The organism is Sphingomonas sp. JUb134 (genome assembly GCF_004341505.2).
Lineage (GTDB): Bacteria > Pseudomonadota > Alphaproteobacteria > Sphingomonadales > Sphingomonadaceae > Sphingomonas.
On record NZ_SLYP02000001.1, the window covers coordinates 1,489,314 to 1,505,962 of the forward strand.

A 16,649-nucleotide genomic window follows, 5' to 3' on the forward strand; every position below is an offset into this window, starting at 1 on the left:
CGCCCCCGATGACTCAGCGCCAGGGCGATGGCGGCCGGCATTCGCTGGTCGCCATTGCGCATGTGCGGCTGATGATCGTGCTGCTGCTGTTCGCGGCGGGCGTGGCGATGGTGCTGCTCCGGCTGGCGACGCTCGCCATTTCGACCTCACCCGCCTCCTCGCGCGATGCGGCGGCGGCGCTGGTGCCGCTGCGCGCGGACCTCGTCGACCGCAACGGCGCGCCGCTTGCCCGCACCATCGACGCCTGGTCCATCGCGGTGCGGCCGAACAAGGTGATCGGCGACAAGGCGCTGCTCGCCGAGCAACTCGCGGCCGTCCTCCCCGAGCATGACGCCGGCTATTACCGCCGCATCCTGCAGAGCGACACGACCTTCCGTTATCTCCGCCGCCGTGCGCTGCCTGAACTGGTGGGGCAGGTGAACGCGCTGGGCGAGCCCGGCATCGTCTTCGCGCGCGAGCCGGAGCGGCTGTATCCGCAGTCGACGCTCGCCGCCCATGCGCTCGGCTATCTCGACATGGACGGCCGCGGCATGCGCGGCATGGAGCGCTACCTCGACACCCGGCTGACCGACCCGGCAGAGCGCGGCCAGCCGGTCGCGCTGTCGCTCGACGTGCGGGTCCAGGCGGCGCTGGAGAGCGAACTCAGCCAGGCGATGGCGCGCTTCCAGGCGGTGGGTGCCGCCGGCGTCATCCTCGACGTGGACTCGGGGGAGGTGATGGCGATGACCTCGCTTCCCACCTTCAACCCGAACAAGGTGACGAGCGGCGGGTCCGAGCTCAACATCCCGACCCAGGGCGTCTACGAGCTCGGCTCGACCTTCAAGCCGCTCACGGTCGCCGCCGCGATCGAGACCGGCGTCGCAAGCTCGATGAGCAAGCGCTACGACGCGACCCAGCCGCTGCCGATCGGTCGCTTCCGCATCCACGACGACCATCCCGAACGCCGCTGGCTCAATATCCCGGAGACGCTGGTCCACTCGTCGAACATCGCAACCGCCCGCATCGCCGACGAGATGGGCGAGGCGCGGATGCGCACGCTCTTCCGCAGCCTGGGCTTCGACACGCCGCCCAGCATCGAGATCGAGAAGGCGCGCCCGATCTGGCCGACTTTCTGGGCGCGCACCACCACCATGACCTCCGCCTATGGCCATGGCATCGCGGTGACGCCGCTCCACCTCGCGACCGCCTATGCGACCATGGTCAACGGCGGCATCTGGCGCCCCGCGACCCTGTTGAAGCGCGCGCCCGGCACGGTTCCGAAGGGACGACGCGTGTTCAGCCAGGCGACCAGCGACCGCATGCGCCAGCTGCTGCGCCTGGTGGTACAGGAAGGCACCGGCCGCCGCGGCGAGGCTCCCGGCTTCCGCGTCGGCGCCAAGACCGGCACCGCCGAGCGCGTGTCGGGCGGCGGCTATTCCAAGAAGGTCAACGTCTCGACCTTTGCGGCGGCTTTCCCGATGGACCACCCGCGCTATGTGGTGATCGCGATGCTCGACTCGCCCAAGGGAACCAAGGAAACCTACGGCTTCACCAGCGCCGCCTGGACGGCAGCGCCGGTGGCGTCGCGGGTGATCAGCCGCACGGGGCCGCTGCTGGGCGTGATCCCGGATGCGCGGGCCGACGTCGACACGAGCGAATTGCGCGGGCTGCTGTGGCATCCCGCTGGCCAGGAAAAGAGCGCGGGACCGGAATGAAGTTGGGAACTCTCCTCGGCACCGATGGCGGCCCGGCCGTCACCGGCTTCGCCATCGACCATCGCAAGGTGGCCCCGGGCACGATCTTCGGCGCGTTCGAGGGCGCGACGGTGAACGGCGAGGACTTCATCCCCGCAGCCGTCGCTGCCGGCGCCATTGCCGTCGTCGCGCGACCGGAAGCGGTGGTCGAGGGGGCGGTGCACATCGCCGACCGCAACCCGCGCGAGCGCTTCGCCCGCCTCGCCGCTGCGTTCTTCGCGCCGTTCCCCGAGACCGCGGTCGCCGTGACCGGAACCAACGGCAAGACCTCGACGGTCGAGCTCACCCGTCAGCTCTGGCGCATGCAGGGGCATCACGCCGCCTCGATCGGCACGCTCGGAGTCACCACCGCCGACGATCGCGTCTCGACTGGCCTGACGACTCCCGACGTCGTCACCTTCCTCTCCAACGTCGCCGGTCTCGCCCGCGAGGGCGTGACCCATGTGGCGTTCGAGGCATCGAGCCACGGCCTGTCGCAGTACCGCACCGAAGGCCTGCCGGTGCGCGCCGCCGCCTTCACCAACCTCAGCCGCGACCACCTCGACTATCACGGCGACATGGCGACCTATTTCACCGCCAAGCTGCGCCTCTTCTCCGAAGTGCTCGACCCGGATGGCGCGGCCGTGGTGTGGGTTGACGATCCCCACGCCGATCGCGTGATCGACCTCGCACGCATGCGGGGCAACCGGCTGCTCACGGTCGGCGAGCATGGCGAGACGCTGCGCCTCGTCGGCCGCGACCCCACCTTGCTGGGTCAGACGCTCACGATCGAGGCGGAAGGGGAGACCCACAAGGTCAACCTGCCGCTGATCGGCGCCTATCAGGCTGCCAACGCGCTCACCGCCGCCGGGCTGGTGCTGGCGACCGGCGGCGACCTGAAGGCGACGCTCGCTGGCCTTTCCCGGCTGCAGCCGGTGCGTGGCCGCCTGGAGCGTGCCGTCATCACCCGCAGCGGCGCGCCGGTGTACGTCGACTATGCGCACACCCCGGACGCGCTGGAGGCGGCGATCGCTGCGCTGAAGCCCCATGCCGCCGGCCGCCTGATCGTGGTGTTCGGCGCGGGCGGCGACCGCGACACCGGCAAGCGCAAGCCGATGGGTGCCGCGGCCGCGGCCGGGGCCGACCTGGTCATCGTCACCGACGACAATCCGCGCAGCGAAGATCCGGCCGCCATCCGTGCGCAGGTGCTCGAAGGCGCGCCGGATGCCCGCGAGATCGGCGGCCGCCGCGACGCGATCGCCGCCGCCATCGCGGAAGCGGGACCCGAAGACATCGTGCTGCTCGCCGGCAAGGGGCACGAACAGGGGCAGATCGTCGGGGATTTGGTGCTGCCGTTCGACGATGTCGCGGTGGCACGGGAGTGTGCGGGGACGGCATGACACCCTTGTGGACCTCGGCCGAGATCGCGGCTGCCACCGGCGGCACCGCCTCGGCCGAATTCGCGGTCGGCGGCGTCACCTTCGATTCGCGGGAGGTGGCTCCCGGAGACCTGTTCGTCGCGCTGAGCGGTGAGGCGACCGACGGCCACCGCTTCCTCGACGGCGCCTTCGTTCGCGGCGCCGCCGGCGCGCTGGTGTCGGCCGATACGCCGCATCCGAGCGTGCGCGTGGAGGACACCATGGCCGGGCTGGAGGCGCTCGCCCGTGCCGCGCGCGCCCGCACCGACGCGACGGTGATCGGCGTCACCGGCTCCGTCGGCAAGACCGGCACCAAGGAGGCGCTGTTCGCAGCCCTCGATCGCGGCGCGCCCGGCAGCGCGCATCGCTCGGTCAAGAGCTACAACAATCACACCGGCGTGCCGCTGAGCCTCGCGCGCATGCCGGCGGCGACCCGTTTCGGCGTGTTCGAAATGGGCATGAACCACGCGGGCGAACTGGCGGCGCTCACCCGCATCGTGCGCCCGCACATCGCAGTCGTCACCACCATCGCCCCGGCGCACACCGCCTTCTTCCCCTCCGAAGCCGCCATCGCGGACGCCAAGGGCGAGATCTTCCAGGGCCTGGAGCCCGGCGGCACCGCCATCATCCCCTTCGACAGCCCGCACCGGGATCGCCTGATCGCCGCGGCGCGCCCGCATGCCGGCCGGATCGTCACCTTCGGGCTGGGCGAGGGCGCGGACGTGCGCGCGGTCGAGCATGTCGCGATCGGCACCGGCGGCACCTTCGTCATCGCGAAGCTCGGCGACCGCGAACTGAGCTTCACCCTGGCGCCTCCCGGCGTGCACTGGGTCGCCAACGCGATGGCCGTGCTCGCCGCGGTCGAGGCGGCCGGCGGCGACCTCGCCCAGGCCGGGCTCGCGCTTGCCGACCTGCCGGGGCTTCCCGGCCGCGGCGCGCGCACGCAGATCGCGATCGGCGAGGGCAGTGCGCTGCTGATCGACGAGAGCTACAACGCCAATCCCGCCTCGATGCGCGCGACGCTCAAGGTGCTGGCCGAGGAGCCGGGCCGCAAGCTCGCGGTGCTCGGCGAAATGCGCGAACTGGGGGAGGCGAGCGACCGCTTCCACGCCGAGCTGGCGGGTCCGCTCGGCGAAGCGGGGGTTTCGCACGCCATATTGGTGGGCGCGGGCATGAAGGCCCTTGCCGAAGCCCTTGAGGGCACGGTCGATTTCGTCCATGTGCCCGACGCCGCTGCCGCGCAGGACCGCCTTTCGGCGCTGCTTGCGCCGGGCGACGCGGTTCTCGTCAAGGGCTCGAATGGGGTGGGGCTGGCAGCCGTGGTCGCGGCGCTGGCGGAAAGAGGCTGATGCTGTATCTGATCGCCGAGACGCTGGGCTTTCCGGGCGTCCTCAACCTCGTCCGCTATCTGAGCTTCCGCAGCGGCGGCGCCGTCGCGACGGCGCTGTTCCTCGGCCTCATCATTGGCCCCTGGTTCATCGGCTGGCTGCGCGTCCGCCAGGGCAAGGGGCAGCCGATCCGCACGGACGGGCCCCAGACCCATCTCGCCAAGGTCGGCACGCCCACCATGGGCGGCCTGATGATCCTGACCTCGATGACGCTGTCGATCCTGCTGTGGATGGACCTGCGCAACCCGTTCGTCTGGGCGTGCCTGTTCGTGACGCTCGGCTTCGCGGCGATCGGGTTCCTCGACGACTATGACAAGGTCCGCAAGGCGAGCACCGCGGGCGTGCCCGGGCGCGTCCGCCTGCTGCTGGAATTCGTGATCGCCGGCATCGCCAGCTGGCTGATCATCCGCGAGACCGGCACCCAGCTCTATGTGCCCTTCTTCTCCAACGTCGCGATCGACCTGGGGCCGTTCTACGTCGTGTTCGCCGCCTTCACGATCGTGGCGTTCGGCAATGCCGTGAACCTGACCGACGGTCTGGATGGCCTCGCGACCATGCCGGTCATCATCGCCTCGGTCGCGTTTATGGTGATCGCCTATCTCGCGGGTAACGCCAAGTTCGCGGGCTATCTCGGCATTCCCTATGTGGCGGGGGCGGGTGACCTCGCGATCCTGTGTGGGGCCATTGCGGGGGCAGGTCTCGCCTTCCTGTGGTTCAACGCGCCCCCGGCGGCCGTGTTCATGGGCGACACCGGCAGCCTGGCGCTCGGTGGCGCGCTCGGCGCGATCGCGGTGACCGCACACCACGAAATCGTGCTCGGCATCATCGGCGGCCTGTTCGTGGTCGAGGCGCTCAGCGTCATCATCCAGGTGTTCTTCTACAAGCGCACCGGAAAGCGGGTGTTCAAGATGGCGCCGATCCACCATCATTTCGAACAGCTTGGCTGGGCGGAGGCGACGGTGGTGATCCGCTTCTGGATTGTGGCGCTGGTGCTGGCATTGGCCGGCCTGTCGACGTTGAAGCTGCGATGATCGTCGCGGGCGGCTGGTCCGGCAGGCGCTATGCGGTGCTGGGGCTTGCACGCTCCGGCATCGCCACGGTCAACGCGCTGCTTGCAGGCGGCGCGAGCGTCACCGCCTGGGACAGCGATCCCGCACGCCGCGACGCCGTGAGTGGCGCCACGCTTGCCGACCCGCTGGAGATCGACCTCGCCGGCTTCGACGGCGTGATCGTGTCGCCGGGCGTGCCGCTCAACAGCCATCCGATCGCCGCCAAGGCAGCCGCCGCGGGCGTGCCGGTCCTCGGCGACATCGAGCTGTTCGCACAGGCCCGCGCCGACCTGCCGCCCCACCGCGTCGTCGGCATTACCGGCACCAACGGCAAGTCGACCACGACGGCGCTGATCCACCACATCCTCCAAACGGCGGGCATGCCCGTCCTGATGGGCGGCAACATCGGCCTGCCGATCCTGGAGCAGCAGCCGCTGCCGGCGGGCGGCGTCTATGTGCTCGAACTGTCGAGCTACCAGATCGACCTCACCACCACGCTCGACTGCGACGTGGCGGTGCTGCTCAACATCACCCCCGACCATCTCGACCGCTACGATGGGTTCGAGGCCTATGCCGCCTCCAAGGCGCGGCTGTTCGCGATGCAGTCCGCTGGCCACGCCGCAATCATCGGCATCGGGGATACGCCCTCCGCGCTGATCGCCCGTCACGTCGCACAAGCGGGCCGCAGCGCCGACCTGACCAAGATCGCGCCCGGCGTCTGCATGGACCAGTCGCGCTGGCCGTCGCTCCAGGGCCCGCACAACGCCCAGAACGCGCTCGCCGCCATCGCCGCCTGCGAGGCGCTGGGCGTCGACAATGCCGCCATCGACGCCGGCCTCGCCAGCTTTTCCGGCCTGCCCCATCGCATGCAGCGGGTGGCGGAAGTGAACGGCGTCGCCTTCATCGACGACAGCAAGGCGACCAACCCCGAGTCCGTCGCACCCGCGCTCGCGGCTTTCCCGCGCATCCACTGGATCCTGGGCGGCAAGCCCAAGGGCGACGATCTCGACGCCTGCCGCCCCGGCTTCGGCCATGTCGTGCGCGCCTATACGATCGGCGAGGCCGGGACCCACTTCGCCGAGGTGCTGGCCCCCGTCATGCCGGTGGAGGAAGCAGGCACGCTGGACGCAGCCGTCCGCGCCGCCGCCGCCCGTGCGAAGCAGGGCGAGGTGGTGCTCTTGTCGCCGGCCTGCGCCTCGTTCGATCAGTTCAGCGACTATGCCGAGCGTGGCCGCGCCTTTGCGCGTGCGGTGGAGGACCTGCGATGACCGATGTTGCGCGCGCCGCTTCTCTCCGTGCCGATCCGCTGCGAGAGCGCGTCCAGCGCCACGTCGGCCGCGGCGCCCGCTCGCCGATCGGCCTGTGGTTCCGCGACATCGACCGGGTGCTGCTGCTGATCGCGATGCTGCTGGTCGCGCTCGGACTGGTCGCCGTCGCCGCCGCCAGCCCCGCCACCGCGGTGCGTTACTCCAGCGGTGCGGTGAAGATCCCGGCGATGGCCTATTTCTGGCGCCAGGCGCTGTGGGTGGTCCTGTCCTTCCCGGTGATGATCGGCGTCTCGATGTTGCCCGCGACGGCGGCACGGCGTTTTGCGCTGGGCGGGGCCGCCGTGTTCCTGGTGCTGCTGATGGCGACGCCGCTGATCGGGGTCGAGATCAACGGCGCCCGGCGCTGGATCGGGGTCGGGATCAGCCAGTTCCAGCCCTCCGAGTTCCTGAAACCGCTGTTTATCGTTGCCACCGCCTGGATCCTGTCGTTCCGCGCCAAGGACCCGCACCTGCCGGTCGTGCCGATCACCGGCGCGCTCACCGCGCTGGTGGGATGCGTGCTGATGCTCCAGCCGGACTTCGGCCAGACGATCATCTTCGGCTCCGTCTGGCTGACGCTGCTGATGATCGCGGGCATCTCCACCCGGATCATGGCGCTGCTGGGCGCGCTGGGCGCAGGCGGCGTGGTCGCGGCCTATGTCTTCTACGACACGGCGCGCATCCGCATCGACAGCTTCCTGTTTCCCGATCCCAACGCCGTCCACACCGACAGCTACCAGACCGACATGGCGCACGCGGTGCTGACGGCCGGCGGCATCACCGGCACGGGTCCCGGCGGCGGCCGCATCAAGTTCAAGCTGCCGGAAGCGCACACCGACTATATCTATGCGGTCGTGGGCGAGGAGTTCGGCCTGATCGCCTGCGCCGCGATCGCGCTCCTGTTCCTGGCCTTGGTGGTCCGCGTGTTCGTGCGGCTGCTGGACGAGGAGGACGCCTTCCGTCTGCTCGCCGCCGCCGGACTCGCCGTGCAGTTGGGATTGCAGGCGCTGATCAACATGGCGGTGAACACCGGCATCGCGCCTTCGAAGGGCATGACCCTGCCGTTCATCAGCTATGGCGGCTCTTCGATGATCGCGCTGTCGCTCGGCATGGGACTGCTGCTCGCTTTCACGCGCCGGAACCCGTATCTGACGCGATCTCCCTACGGTACCCGGTGGAACGGTTGATGCGCGGATCGAAACATTATGTCCTGGCAGCTGGCGGCACGGGGGGGCACATGGTCCCCGCGGCGGCCCTTGCTACGGAGCTGACCGCGCGCGGCCACCGCGTCGCGCTGGTCAGCGACGAACGCGGCGTCCGTTTCCCGGGGCTGTTCGACGGCGTCCAGACGCATGTGCTTCCTGCCGGCCGCCTCCAGGGCGGGCCGCTGGGCTGGCTGCGCGCCGGGCGCGAGATGCTCGCCGGCCGCGCGATGGCGATGGCGCTCTACGACACCTTCCAGCCGTCCGCCGTCGTCGGCTTCGGTGGCTATCCCGCGCTTCCGGCGCTGCTCGCGGCCTTTGCGCGCAAGGTGCCGACCGTGATCCATGAGCAGAACGCCGTCCTCGGCCGCGTCAACCGCTTCGTCGCCGGGCGCGTGAACGCCATCGCGACCTCGTACGAAGACGTGCAGCGGCTGAAGCCCGCCTATGCCGGCAAGGTCCATCTGGTCGGCAACCCCGTGCGCGAGTCCGTGCTCGCCCTGCGCGATCGCCCGTTCCCGACGCCGGAGGAAGACGGCCTGTTCCGCGTGCTGGTGACCGGCGGCAGCCAGGGTGCGAGCATCCTCAGCCAGGTCGTGCCCGACGGCCTCGCGCTGCTTCCGCTGCACTTCCGCCGCCGTCTGCAGGTGACGCACCAGGCCCGGCTGGAGGACATCGACCGCGTGCGCGCGCAATATGCCGAGCACGGCATCCCGGCGGAGATCGCCACCTATCTGCCCGACCTGCCCGAGCGCCTCGCTTGGAGCCATGTCGTGATCGCCCGCGCCGGTGCCTCGACCATCGCCGAGCTCACCGCCGCCGGCCGTCCGGCGATCCTGGTGCCGCTCCCCAGCGCCACCGACGATCACCAGACCGTCAACGCGCGCGAGATCACGCAGGCGGGCGGCGCACGCACCGTCCCGCAGACCGCCTTCACCCCGACGGAGCTCGCCAAGCAGATCCAGAAGCTTGGCCTCGAGCCGCAGGCGCTGGAGAATGCCGCGCTTCGGGCGCGCAGCTGCGGCCGCCCCTATGCCGTCCGCGACCTCGCCGACCTGGTCGAGAGCATCGACTCGCCTCCGGCCAAGATCCCGAGCGGATCGGCCAAGCCCGCCGTGCGGGAGGCGCTGGCATGAAGGGCGTCGCAACCGACATCGGTACGATCCACTTCGTGGGCATCGGCGGCATCGGCATGTCCGGCATCGCCGAGGTGATGAAGAACCTGGGCTACCGCGTGCAGGGCTCCGACGTGGCCGAGGGCTATGTCGTCCAGGGCCTGCGCGACCGCGGCATCCCGGTGGCGATCGGCCATGCCGCCGCCAACCTGGGCGACGCGGCCGTGGTGGTGACCTCGACCGCCATCCAGCGCGGCAACCCGGAGGTCGAGGCTGCCCTTGCGCGCCGTGTGCCGGTCGTCCGCCGCGCGGAAATGCTCGCCGAGCTGATGCGCCTGAAGTCCACGGTCGCGGTCGCCGGCACCCACGGTAAGACCACCACGACTTCGCTGATCGCAGCCCTGCTCGACGCCGGCGGGGTCGATCCCACCGTCATCAACGGCGGCATCATCAACGCCTATGGCTCCAACGCGCGACTGGGTGCCAGCGACTGGATGGTGGTGGAGGCCGACGAGAGCGACGGCAGCTTCCTGCGCCTCGATGGCACGATCGCGGTCGTTACCAACATCGATCCCGAGCATCTCGACCATTATGGCTCGTTCGATCGCGCCAAGGACGCGTACGTCGAGTTCGTCGAGAACGTGCCTTTCTATGGCGCGGCGATCCTGTGCCTCGACCATCCGGAGGTGCAGGCGATCATCCCGCGCGTGCGTGATCGCCGCATCGTCACCTATGGTTTTGCCGCGCAAGCCGACGTGCGCGGCACCAACATCGTGTCGAAGGACGGCTGCAACCGCTTCGATGCGGTGGTGCGGGAACGCGACGGCAGCCAGCGCACCATCGCCGGCATCGTCCTGCCGATGGCCGGCCGCCACAACGTCCAGAACGCGCTCGCCGCCATTGCCGTCGCGATCGAGATGGGCATCGACGATGCCACTATCGCCAGCGGCTTCGGTGCCTTCGGCGGGGTAAAGCGCCGCTTCACCAAGGTCGGGACGGTCGCCCAGCCGGCGATGACGGTGATCGACGACTATGCGCACCACCCGGTGGAGATCCGCGCCGTGCTCTCCGCCGCGCGCGAGGCCTCTGCCGGGCGCGTGATCGCGGTCGTCCAGCCGCACCGCTATTCGCGGCTCGGCGCGCTGATGGATGAGTTCGCGCAGGCGTTCAACGACGCCGATGCGGTCTATGCGCTCCCCGTCTATGCGGCGGGTGAGGCACCGGTCGAGGCCGTGAGCGGGGAGGCGCTGGCCGAGCGCATCTGCCGGCGCGGCCACCGCTCCGCACGCTCGGTCGCGGATGCCGCGGCGCTCGCACAGCTGCTCGCCGCCGACGCGCGCGAGGGCGACCTGATCGTCTGCCTGGGTGCCGGCGACATCACCAAGACCGCCGCCGGCCTCGCGGATGCGATCGTCCAGGCGGCGCGCGTGGAGCAGGTGGCATGAGCGACTGGTTCAAGACCGCGACCGAGGCGCAGCGCGAGCTCTTCCGGGCCCATGAGGCGCAGGTCGATGCCGTCCGCCGCATGCTCCAGGCCGGTAGCCAGGCCGCTGATTTCCAGGACGCCGGCCGTCGCGCGGCAGAGGCGCAGTGGAAGGCATGGCTCGCCTGGGCGAAGCTGTGGGGCTGGAGCAAATGAGCACCGCCCTCCGCCTTGACACGGGCGCGCTGCCCCCGGTCGCCGGCAAGGTCGAGCCGCAGGGCTCGCTCGCCGACTTCATCTGGTTTCGCACCGGCGGGCCGGCAGAGTGGCTGGTGCGCCCCGACACGGTCGAGGCGCTGGCGGATCTCCTCGCCACGCTGGACCCGCAAGTGCCGGTGCTTCCGGTGGGCGTCGGCTCCAACCTGATCGTGCGCGACGGTGGCGTGCCGGGCGTGGTCGTGCGCCTGCCCAAGGGGGTGGCGCGCGTGTCCGTCGAACCCGGCAACCGCGTGCGGGCAGGAGCGGGGGCGATGGGGATCACCGTGGCGTCCGGCGCACGGGACGCCGGCATTGCCGGCCTGGAGTTCCTGCGCGGCATTCCCGGCACGGTCGGTGGCGCGGTGCGGATGAACGCCGGCGCCTATGGCCGCGACACCAGCGATATTCTGGTCGAGGCGACCGTGGTCACGCGCCAAGGCGCGATCGAGACCTGGCCCGCCGCGCGGCTGGGCTACACCTATCGCCATTCCGAGCTGCCGGCCGGCGCCGTGGTGGTCGAGGCGGTATTCGAGGGCACGCCCGGGGATCCGGCTGCGATCGGCGCGGAGATGGATCGCATCGCCGCCGAGCGCGAAGCCTCGCAGCCGCTGCGCAGCCGCACCGGCGGGTCGACCTTCAAGAACCCGGACGGCCACAAGGCCTGGGCGCTGATCGACGCCGCCGGCTGCCGCGGCCTGCGCCGCGGCGACGCGCAGGTCAGCGAAAAGCACTGCAACTTCCTCCTCAACCTGGGGTCGGCCAGCAGCGCCGAGATCGAGGCGCTGGGCGAGGAAGTGCGCGCACGGGTGAAGGCCCATTCCGGCGTCGAGCTGGAATGGGAGATCCAGCGCGTGGGACTTGCCAAGTGATGCCGCGCACCCTCGTTCTGGCCGCGAGCCGAGGAGTTTCCCTGTGACCCAGCGCACCCTTCACATCGCCGTGCTGATGGGCGGCTGGTCGGCCGAGCGTCCGGTCTCGCTCATGTCGGGTACGGGCGTCGCGGACGCGCTGGAGTCGCTGGGTCACCAGGTGACACGCATCGACATGGATCGGGACGTCGCGCTGCGCTTGGCCGAGGCGAAGCCCGACGTGGTGTTCAACGCGCTCCACGGCTCGCCCGGCGAGGACGGCACCGTGCAGGGCATGCTCGACCTGATGGGCCTGCCCTATACCCACTCCGGGCTCGCCACCTCGGTGATCGCGATCGACAAGCAGCTCACCAAGCAGGCGCTGGTCCCGCATGGCATCCCGATGCCCGGCGGCCGCATCGTCGCCACCGAGGAGCTGTTCGAGCGCGATCCGCTGCCGCGCCCCTATGTGCTGAAGCCCGTCAACGAAGGCTCGTCGGTCGGCGTCGCCATCGTCACCGACGAGGGCAACTACGGCAACCCGATCGCCCGCGACGCGACCGGCCCGTGGCAGGAGTTCGACGAGCTGCTGGCGGAGCCGTTCATCCGCGGCCGCGAGCTCACCACGGCAGTGCTGGGCGACCGCGCGCTTGCCGTGACGGAGCTGCGCCCCAAGTCCGGCTTCTACGACTTCGACGCGAAATATACCGAGGGGCTGACCGAGCACGTCTGCCCGGCGGAGATCCCAGAGGACATCGCCGAGGCGTGCAAGGCGATTGCGGTTGCCGCGCACCAGCGGCTCGGCTGCCGCGGCGCGTCGCGCTCGGACTTCCGCTGGGACGACAGCCAGGGCGTCGAGGGTCTGTTCCTGCTGGAGGTCAACACCCAACCCGGCATGACCCCGCTCAGCCTGGTACCCGAACAGGCGCGTGCGGTGGGCATGTCCTATCCGCAGCTGGTACAGTGGATCGTCGACGAGGCCCTCACCCACGGAGCGACCGAATGAGCCGTGCAAGTTCCCGGCGCCCGGCACCCGCGCGGACGGTGAAGCCCAAGCGCCGTCCGCAGCCCAAGCGCCAGCGCCGCGCCTCGATCCTCGACCACGCCGTGGCCCGCGTGCCTGGCGGCGAGGCGACGGTGCGCAAGGCGGCGGCCTGGGGCATCACCGCGCTCGTCGGCGGTGCGGCGATCGCCGCCGCCGGGTGGCTCGGCGTCTTCGGCTTGGTCGGCACTGCGATGGCAGAGGGGATCGGCAGCCTCGGCTTCCGCGTCGCCCAGATCGAGGTCACCGGCCTCAAGCGCATGGACGCGAACTCCGTCTACGCGGTCGCTCTCGACCAGCGCTCGCGCGCGATGCCGCTGGTCGACCTGAACGGCACCCGCGACCGCCTGCTCGAATACGGCTGGATCGCCGATGCGCGCGTGTCGCGGCGGTTGCCCGACACGCTGGTGATCGACGTGGTGGAGCGCGATCCCGCCGCCGTCTGGCAGAACAACGGCCAGCTGATGCTGATTGACCACAAGGGCGTGCTGCTGGACGAGGTGCCCGCCCACGCGATCCCGCGCCTGCCGCTGGTGATCGGCGAGGGCGCCAATGCGCAGGAGCCGGCCTATCAGCGCCTGATCGGCGCCGCACCGGCGCTCCGCCCGATGGTGAAGGCCGCGACCTGGGTCGGCAATCGCCGCTGGGACCTGCTGTTCCAGTCGGGCGAGACGCTGGTGCTGCCGGAAGGCGAAAAGGCCGCGGCCAACGCGCTGGTCAAGTTCGCGCAGATGGACGGCACCATGGGCCTGCTGGGCAAGGGCTATGCCCGTTTCGACCTGCGCGATCCCAGCAAGCTGGTAGTACGCATGGCGCCGGGTGCCGCAGCCGCGCCCGCGGCCGACGATGCCGCGCCCGGCAATGCGGCGGAAGGGGCTGCGCCTGCCGGCCAGGGCAACGAGACAGGCAGCGTAGAGACAGGCAGCACGGGCGTCGTTTAAGGGGCAGGCGATGGCGAAGGTAGCACCGGAAGGATTGATCACCGCACTCGACATCGGATCGTCGAAGGTGTCGGCGCTGATCGCGCAAAAGGGGGACGGCGGCGAACTGGTGGTGCTCGGCACCGGCCAGCGCGAGAGCCGCGGCGTCAAGCGCGGCTATATCGCCGACATGAAGGCGACCGAGACCGCCGTGCGCGAGGCGGTGGAGCAGGCGGAACGCATCGCCGGCCTCAACATCGAGGACGTGTGGGTCAGCTTCTCGGCCGGCGGGCTCCTGTCCGACATCGTCAAGCTCGAGGTCGACCTGGGCGGTCACCGCGTCGAGCAGTCGGACGTGGACGCGCTGCTGAAGGCCGGCCGCAACGCGATCGACCCCGGCGCGCTGATGGTGATGCACGCCCAACCGATGCGCTATTCGCTCGACGGCCTCGGCGGTGTGCGCGACCCGATGGGCCTCCATGCCGACCGTCTAGGCGTCGAGATCCACGTCGTCGCGACCGAAGGCTCGCCCGTCCGCAACCTCGACCTCTGCGTCCGCTCTGCGCACCTGGAGGTGAAGTCGATCATCGCCGCCCCGGTCGCGACGGGCCTTGCCTGCCTGTCCGAGGAGGAGCGCGAACTCGGCGTCGCACTGGTCGAGATCGGCGCGGGCGTCACCAACGTGTCGGTGTTCGCCAATGGCGTGCTCACCGGCCTCGCCTCCATCTCGATGGGTGCCGCCGACATCACCGACGACGTCGCCTCCGCCTTTGGCACCGGCCGCAATCAGGCGGAGCGGCTGAAGTGCTTCTACGGCTCGGCCAACATGAGCCCGCGCGACAACCACGACATGATCGATGTGGCGCCGGTCCGCCCTGACGAGGATGCCGAAGGGACCCGCATCACCCGGGCGCAGCTGATCGCGGTCATCCGCCAGCGGCTCGACCGGCTGATGGCAGAGATCCAGAAGGAGCTGCGCAAGCTGAACTTCGACGATCCCGTCGGGCGTCAGGTGGTGCTCACCGGCGGCGGCGCGGAGCTGAAGGGCATCGCCGACTATGCGCAGCAGGCGCTCGGCCGCACCGTCCGCGTCGGCCGTGCACGTGGGTTGACCGCCTTGCCGGAGGCGCATTCGGGTCCGGGCTTCGCGACGCTGGCAGGCCTGGCGATGTTCGCGGCGTCCGATCCGGTGGACCTCCGGGCGATCCAGCCGACCCATCAGGTGGTCACCCGACCCAGTCCGATGGCGATGTTGCAGCGCCTGATGGCCGCCTTTCGGACCAACTATTGAAGATTCGCTACGGATGGTGCTGATCGGGGGTAGATGCCCCCAAGCCGTTGGTGCAGAAGAAACTAGTTAGGCGGTTGCTGGCCAGCGGCCGGCCCGCTTCGGGAGATCAGGAATGAGCATCGAATTTCTTCCGCCGGACCTCGACGATCTGACGCCGCGCATTTCGGTGATCGGCGTCGGCGGGGCGGGCGGCAACGCCATCGCGAACATGATCCGCGCCGAAGTGCAGGGCGTGGAATTCCTGGTCGCCAATACCGACGCGCAGGCGCTCAAGCAGTCGGACGCACCGCAGCGCATCCAGCTGGGCGTGAAGATCACGCAGGGCCTGGGCGCCGGCAGCCGGCCGGAGATCGGCCGCGCCGCGGCTGAGGAAACCATCGAGCAGGTCCAGGAAGCGCTGCAGGGCGCCCACATGTGCTTCATCGCGGCCGGCATGGGCGGCGGCACCGGCACCGGTGCGGCGCCGGTGATCGCCAAGGCGGCGCGCGAGATGGGCATCCTGACCGTCGGCGTGGTCACCAAGCCCTTTTCGTTCGAAGGCAAGAAGCGCGCCCGCTCGGCCGACGCCGGAATCGAGGAGCTTCAGAAGTACGTCGACACGCTGATCGTCATCCCGAACCAGAACCTGTTCCTGATCGCCAACGCCAACACGACCTTCAAGCAGGCGTTCGAAATGGCGGACGAGGTGCTGCAGCAGGGCGTGCGCGGCATCACCGACCTGATGGTCATGCCCGGCCTCATCAACCTCGACTTCGCCGACGTCCGCTCGGTGATGCAGGAGATGGGCAAGGCGATGATGGGCACCGGCGAGGCAGAGGGCGACAGCCGCGCGATCGAAGCCGCGCAGAAGGCGATCGCCAACCCGCTGCTCGACGGCGTCTCGCTGAACGGCGCCAAGGGCGTGATCGTCTCGATTACCGGCGGCGACGACATGCGCCTGCTCGAAGTGGACGAGGCCGCGAACCACATCCGCGAGCTGGTCGACGACGACGCCAACATCATCTGGGGTTCGGCGTTCAACCCGGAGCTCGAAGGCAAGATCCGCGTCTCGGTGGTCGCCACCGGCATAGAGGCAAGCTCGCCCGCGCAGCAGGCGGCGATCGCTGCCGAACCGGCACGCACCTCCTTCTCCTTCGGCGGCAGCCGTCGTCCCGCTCCGGCGGGCGAGCCGCAGGCGGCCGAGGCTCCGGTCCAGCCGGCAGCCCAGCCCGCACCGGCCCCGCAGGCGGCAGCGCCCCAGGCCCAGCCGGTCGCTGCCCCGCAGCCGGCACCCCAACCGGCGCCGCAGCCGCCCGTGGAGGATGCCGACGAGCTGGTGCTCGGCGCGGACACCATGGTCCCGCAGCAGGCCGCTCCGGCGCCGGCGCCCACGCCGTCTGCCGACGAGCCGCGCCCCGGCTTCGAGGCACGTCGTCGCTGGCTGACCCCGGGCACCGAGGCGGCAGCCGGCGAGGAGCAGGGCAGCGGCCGCAGCCGTCCGGGCGGTACCCTGTTCGAGCGCATGGCGAACGCCGGCCGTGCGCCGGCACGCGGGGACGAGACGGCCAAGGAGCCGCTCGACATCCCGCGCTTCCTGCACCGCCAGAACAACCAGTAAGGTCGGTGGCCGGGCGCCTCCCTGGGGTGCCCGGCCATCTCCCCGCACGCAGTTCGTCCCCTGCGGGCATCGTCTGGTC

Annotated in this window: 14 protein-coding genes; all 14 read left to right on the forward strand. The window is 70.4% G+C overall.

The annotated features are described in order from the left end of the window. Positions 1-8: 8 nt before the first annotated feature. The 14 genes from EDF69_RS07050 to ftsZ all read left to right on the forward strand — a co-directional run bounded on the left by EDF69_RS07050 (position 9) and on the right by ftsZ (position 16,570). Entirely contained in the window at positions 9-1,694 is a 1,686-nt protein-coding gene (locus EDF69_RS07050; RefSeq protein WP_239555759.1) for a peptidoglycan D,D-transpeptidase FtsI family protein, read from the forward strand. Then, positions 1,691-3,112: a UDP-N-acetylmuramoyl-L-alanyl-D-glutamate--2,6-diaminopimelate ligase gene (locus EDF69_RS07055; RefSeq protein WP_132883224.1), complete on the forward strand. Its 1,422-nt coding sequence runs from the start codon at positions 1,691-1,693 to the stop codon at positions 3,110-3,112. Before EDF69_RS07050 ends, EDF69_RS07055 begins: the two co-directional genes overlap by 4 nt. Next, positions 3,109-4,479, forward strand: coding sequence for a UDP-N-acetylmuramoyl-tripeptide--D-alanyl-D-alanine ligase (locus EDF69_RS07060; RefSeq protein WP_132883225.1), 1,371 nt, complete (start codon positions 3,109-3,111; stop codon positions 4,477-4,479). Before EDF69_RS07055 ends, EDF69_RS07060 begins: the two co-directional genes overlap by 4 nt. Further along, on the forward strand, positions 4,479-5,549 hold the full coding sequence (mraY, locus tag EDF69_RS07065; protein ID WP_125961454.1) for a phospho-N-acetylmuramoyl-pentapeptide-transferase: 1,071 nt from the start codon (positions 4,479-4,481) through the stop codon (positions 5,547-5,549). Before EDF69_RS07060 ends, mraY begins: the two co-directional genes overlap by 1 nt. Then, positions 5,546-6,835 (forward strand): UDP-N-acetylmuramoyl-L-alanine--D-glutamate ligase, encoded by a 1,290-nt coding sequence (murD, locus tag EDF69_RS07070; RefSeq protein WP_132883226.1) that lies wholly within the window; start codon positions 5,546-5,548, stop codon positions 6,833-6,835. The genes mraY and murD overlap by 4 nt, the downstream gene beginning before the upstream one ends. Continuing rightward, positions 6,832-8,061 (forward strand): FtsW/RodA/SpoVE family cell cycle protein, encoded by a 1,230-nt coding sequence (locus EDF69_RS07075; RefSeq protein ID WP_132883227.1) that lies wholly within the window; start codon positions 6,832-6,834, stop codon positions 8,059-8,061. The genes murD and EDF69_RS07075 overlap by 4 nt, the downstream gene beginning before the upstream one ends. Further along, entirely contained in the window at positions 8,061-9,212 is a 1,152-nt protein-coding gene (gene murG / locus EDF69_RS07080; protein ID WP_132883228.1) for an undecaprenyldiphospho-muramoylpentapeptide beta-N-acetylglucosaminyltransferase, read from the forward strand. The genes EDF69_RS07075 and murG overlap by 1 nt, the downstream gene beginning before the upstream one ends. Next, entirely contained in the window at positions 9,209-10,636 is a 1,428-nt protein-coding gene (murC, locus tag EDF69_RS07085) for a UDP-N-acetylmuramate--L-alanine ligase (RefSeq protein WP_132883229.1), read from the forward strand. The genes murG and murC overlap by 4 nt, the downstream gene beginning before the upstream one ends. Next, positions 10,633-10,830 (forward strand): hypothetical protein, encoded by a 198-nt coding sequence (locus tag EDF69_RS07090; RefSeq protein WP_132883230.1) that lies wholly within the window; start codon positions 10,633-10,635, stop codon positions 10,828-10,830. Before murC ends, EDF69_RS07090 begins: the two co-directional genes overlap by 4 nt. After that, positions 10,827-11,741 carry a UDP-N-acetylmuramate dehydrogenase gene (murB, locus tag EDF69_RS07095; protein ID WP_132883231.1) on the forward strand — a complete coding sequence of 305 codons (915 nt, stop codon included), beginning with the start codon at positions 10,827-10,829 and terminating at the stop codon, positions 11,739-11,741. Before EDF69_RS07090 ends, murB begins: the two co-directional genes overlap by 4 nt. Before the next feature lie 43 nt (positions 11,742-11,784). Beyond that, on the forward strand, positions 11,785-12,726 hold the full coding sequence (locus tag EDF69_RS07100; protein ID WP_132883232.1) for a D-alanine--D-alanine ligase: 942 nt from the start codon (positions 11,785-11,787) through the stop codon (positions 12,724-12,726). Next, positions 12,723-13,703 carry a cell division protein FtsQ/DivIB gene (locus EDF69_RS07105; RefSeq protein ID WP_132883233.1) on the forward strand — a complete coding sequence of 327 codons (981 nt, stop codon included), beginning with the start codon at positions 12,723-12,725 and terminating at the stop codon, positions 13,701-13,703. Before EDF69_RS07100 ends, EDF69_RS07105 begins: the two co-directional genes overlap by 4 nt. A gap of 10 nt (positions 13,704-13,713) precedes the next feature. Beyond that, positions 13,714-14,973 carry a cell division protein FtsA gene (gene ftsA / locus EDF69_RS07110; RefSeq protein ID WP_125961446.1) on the forward strand — a complete coding sequence of 420 codons (1,260 nt, stop codon included), beginning with the start codon at positions 13,714-13,716 and terminating at the stop codon, positions 14,971-14,973. A gap of 112 nt (positions 14,974-15,085) precedes the next feature. Beyond that, positions 15,086-16,570, forward strand: coding sequence for a cell division protein FtsZ (gene ftsZ / locus EDF69_RS07115; RefSeq protein WP_132883234.1), 1,485 nt, complete (start codon positions 15,086-15,088; stop codon positions 16,568-16,570). Positions 16,571-16,649: the final 79 nt, after the last annotated feature.

Excerpts from the sequence above, each read along its gene's own strand:
- EDF69_RS07050 (WP_239555759.1), top strand. The coding sequence starts at position 9 with ATGACTCAGCGCCAGGGCGATGGCGGCCGGCATTCGCTGGTCGCCATT.
- EDF69_RS07055 (WP_132883224.1), top strand. The coding sequence starts at position 1,691 with ATGAAGTTGGGAACTCTCCTCGGCACCGATGGCGGCCCGGCCGTCACC.
- EDF69_RS07060 (WP_132883225.1), top strand. The coding sequence starts at position 3,109 with ATGACACCCTTGTGGACCTCGGCCGAGATCGCGGCTGCCACCGGCGGC.
- mraY (WP_125961454.1), top strand. The coding sequence starts at position 4,479 with ATGCTGTATCTGATCGCCGAGACGCTGGGCTTTCCGGGCGTCCTCAAC.
- murD (WP_132883226.1), top strand. The coding sequence starts at position 5,546 with ATGATCGTCGCGGGCGGCTGGTCCGGCAGGCGCTATGCGGTGCTGGGG.
- EDF69_RS07075 (WP_132883227.1), top strand. The coding sequence starts at position 6,832 with ATGACCGATGTTGCGCGCGCCGCTTCTCTCCGTGCCGATCCGCTGCGA.
- murG (WP_132883228.1), top strand. The coding sequence starts at position 8,061 with ATGCGCGGATCGAAACATTATGTCCTGGCAGCTGGCGGCACGGGGGGG.
- murC (WP_132883229.1), top strand. The coding sequence starts at position 9,209 with ATGAAGGGCGTCGCAACCGACATCGGTACGATCCACTTCGTGGGCATC.
- EDF69_RS07090 (WP_132883230.1), top strand. The coding sequence starts at position 10,633 with ATGAGCGACTGGTTCAAGACCGCGACCGAGGCGCAGCGCGAGCTCTTC.
- murB (WP_132883231.1), top strand. The coding sequence starts at position 10,827 with ATGAGCACCGCCCTCCGCCTTGACACGGGCGCGCTGCCCCCGGTCGCC.
- EDF69_RS07105 (WP_132883233.1), top strand. The coding sequence starts at position 12,723 with ATGAGCCGTGCAAGTTCCCGGCGCCCGGCACCCGCGCGGACGGTGAAG.
- ftsA (WP_125961446.1), top strand. The coding sequence starts at position 13,714 with ATGGCGAAGGTAGCACCGGAAGGATTGATCACCGCACTCGACATCGGA.
- ftsZ (WP_132883234.1), top strand. The coding sequence starts at position 15,086 with ATGAGCATCGAATTTCTTCCGCCGGACCTCGACGATCTGACGCCGCGC.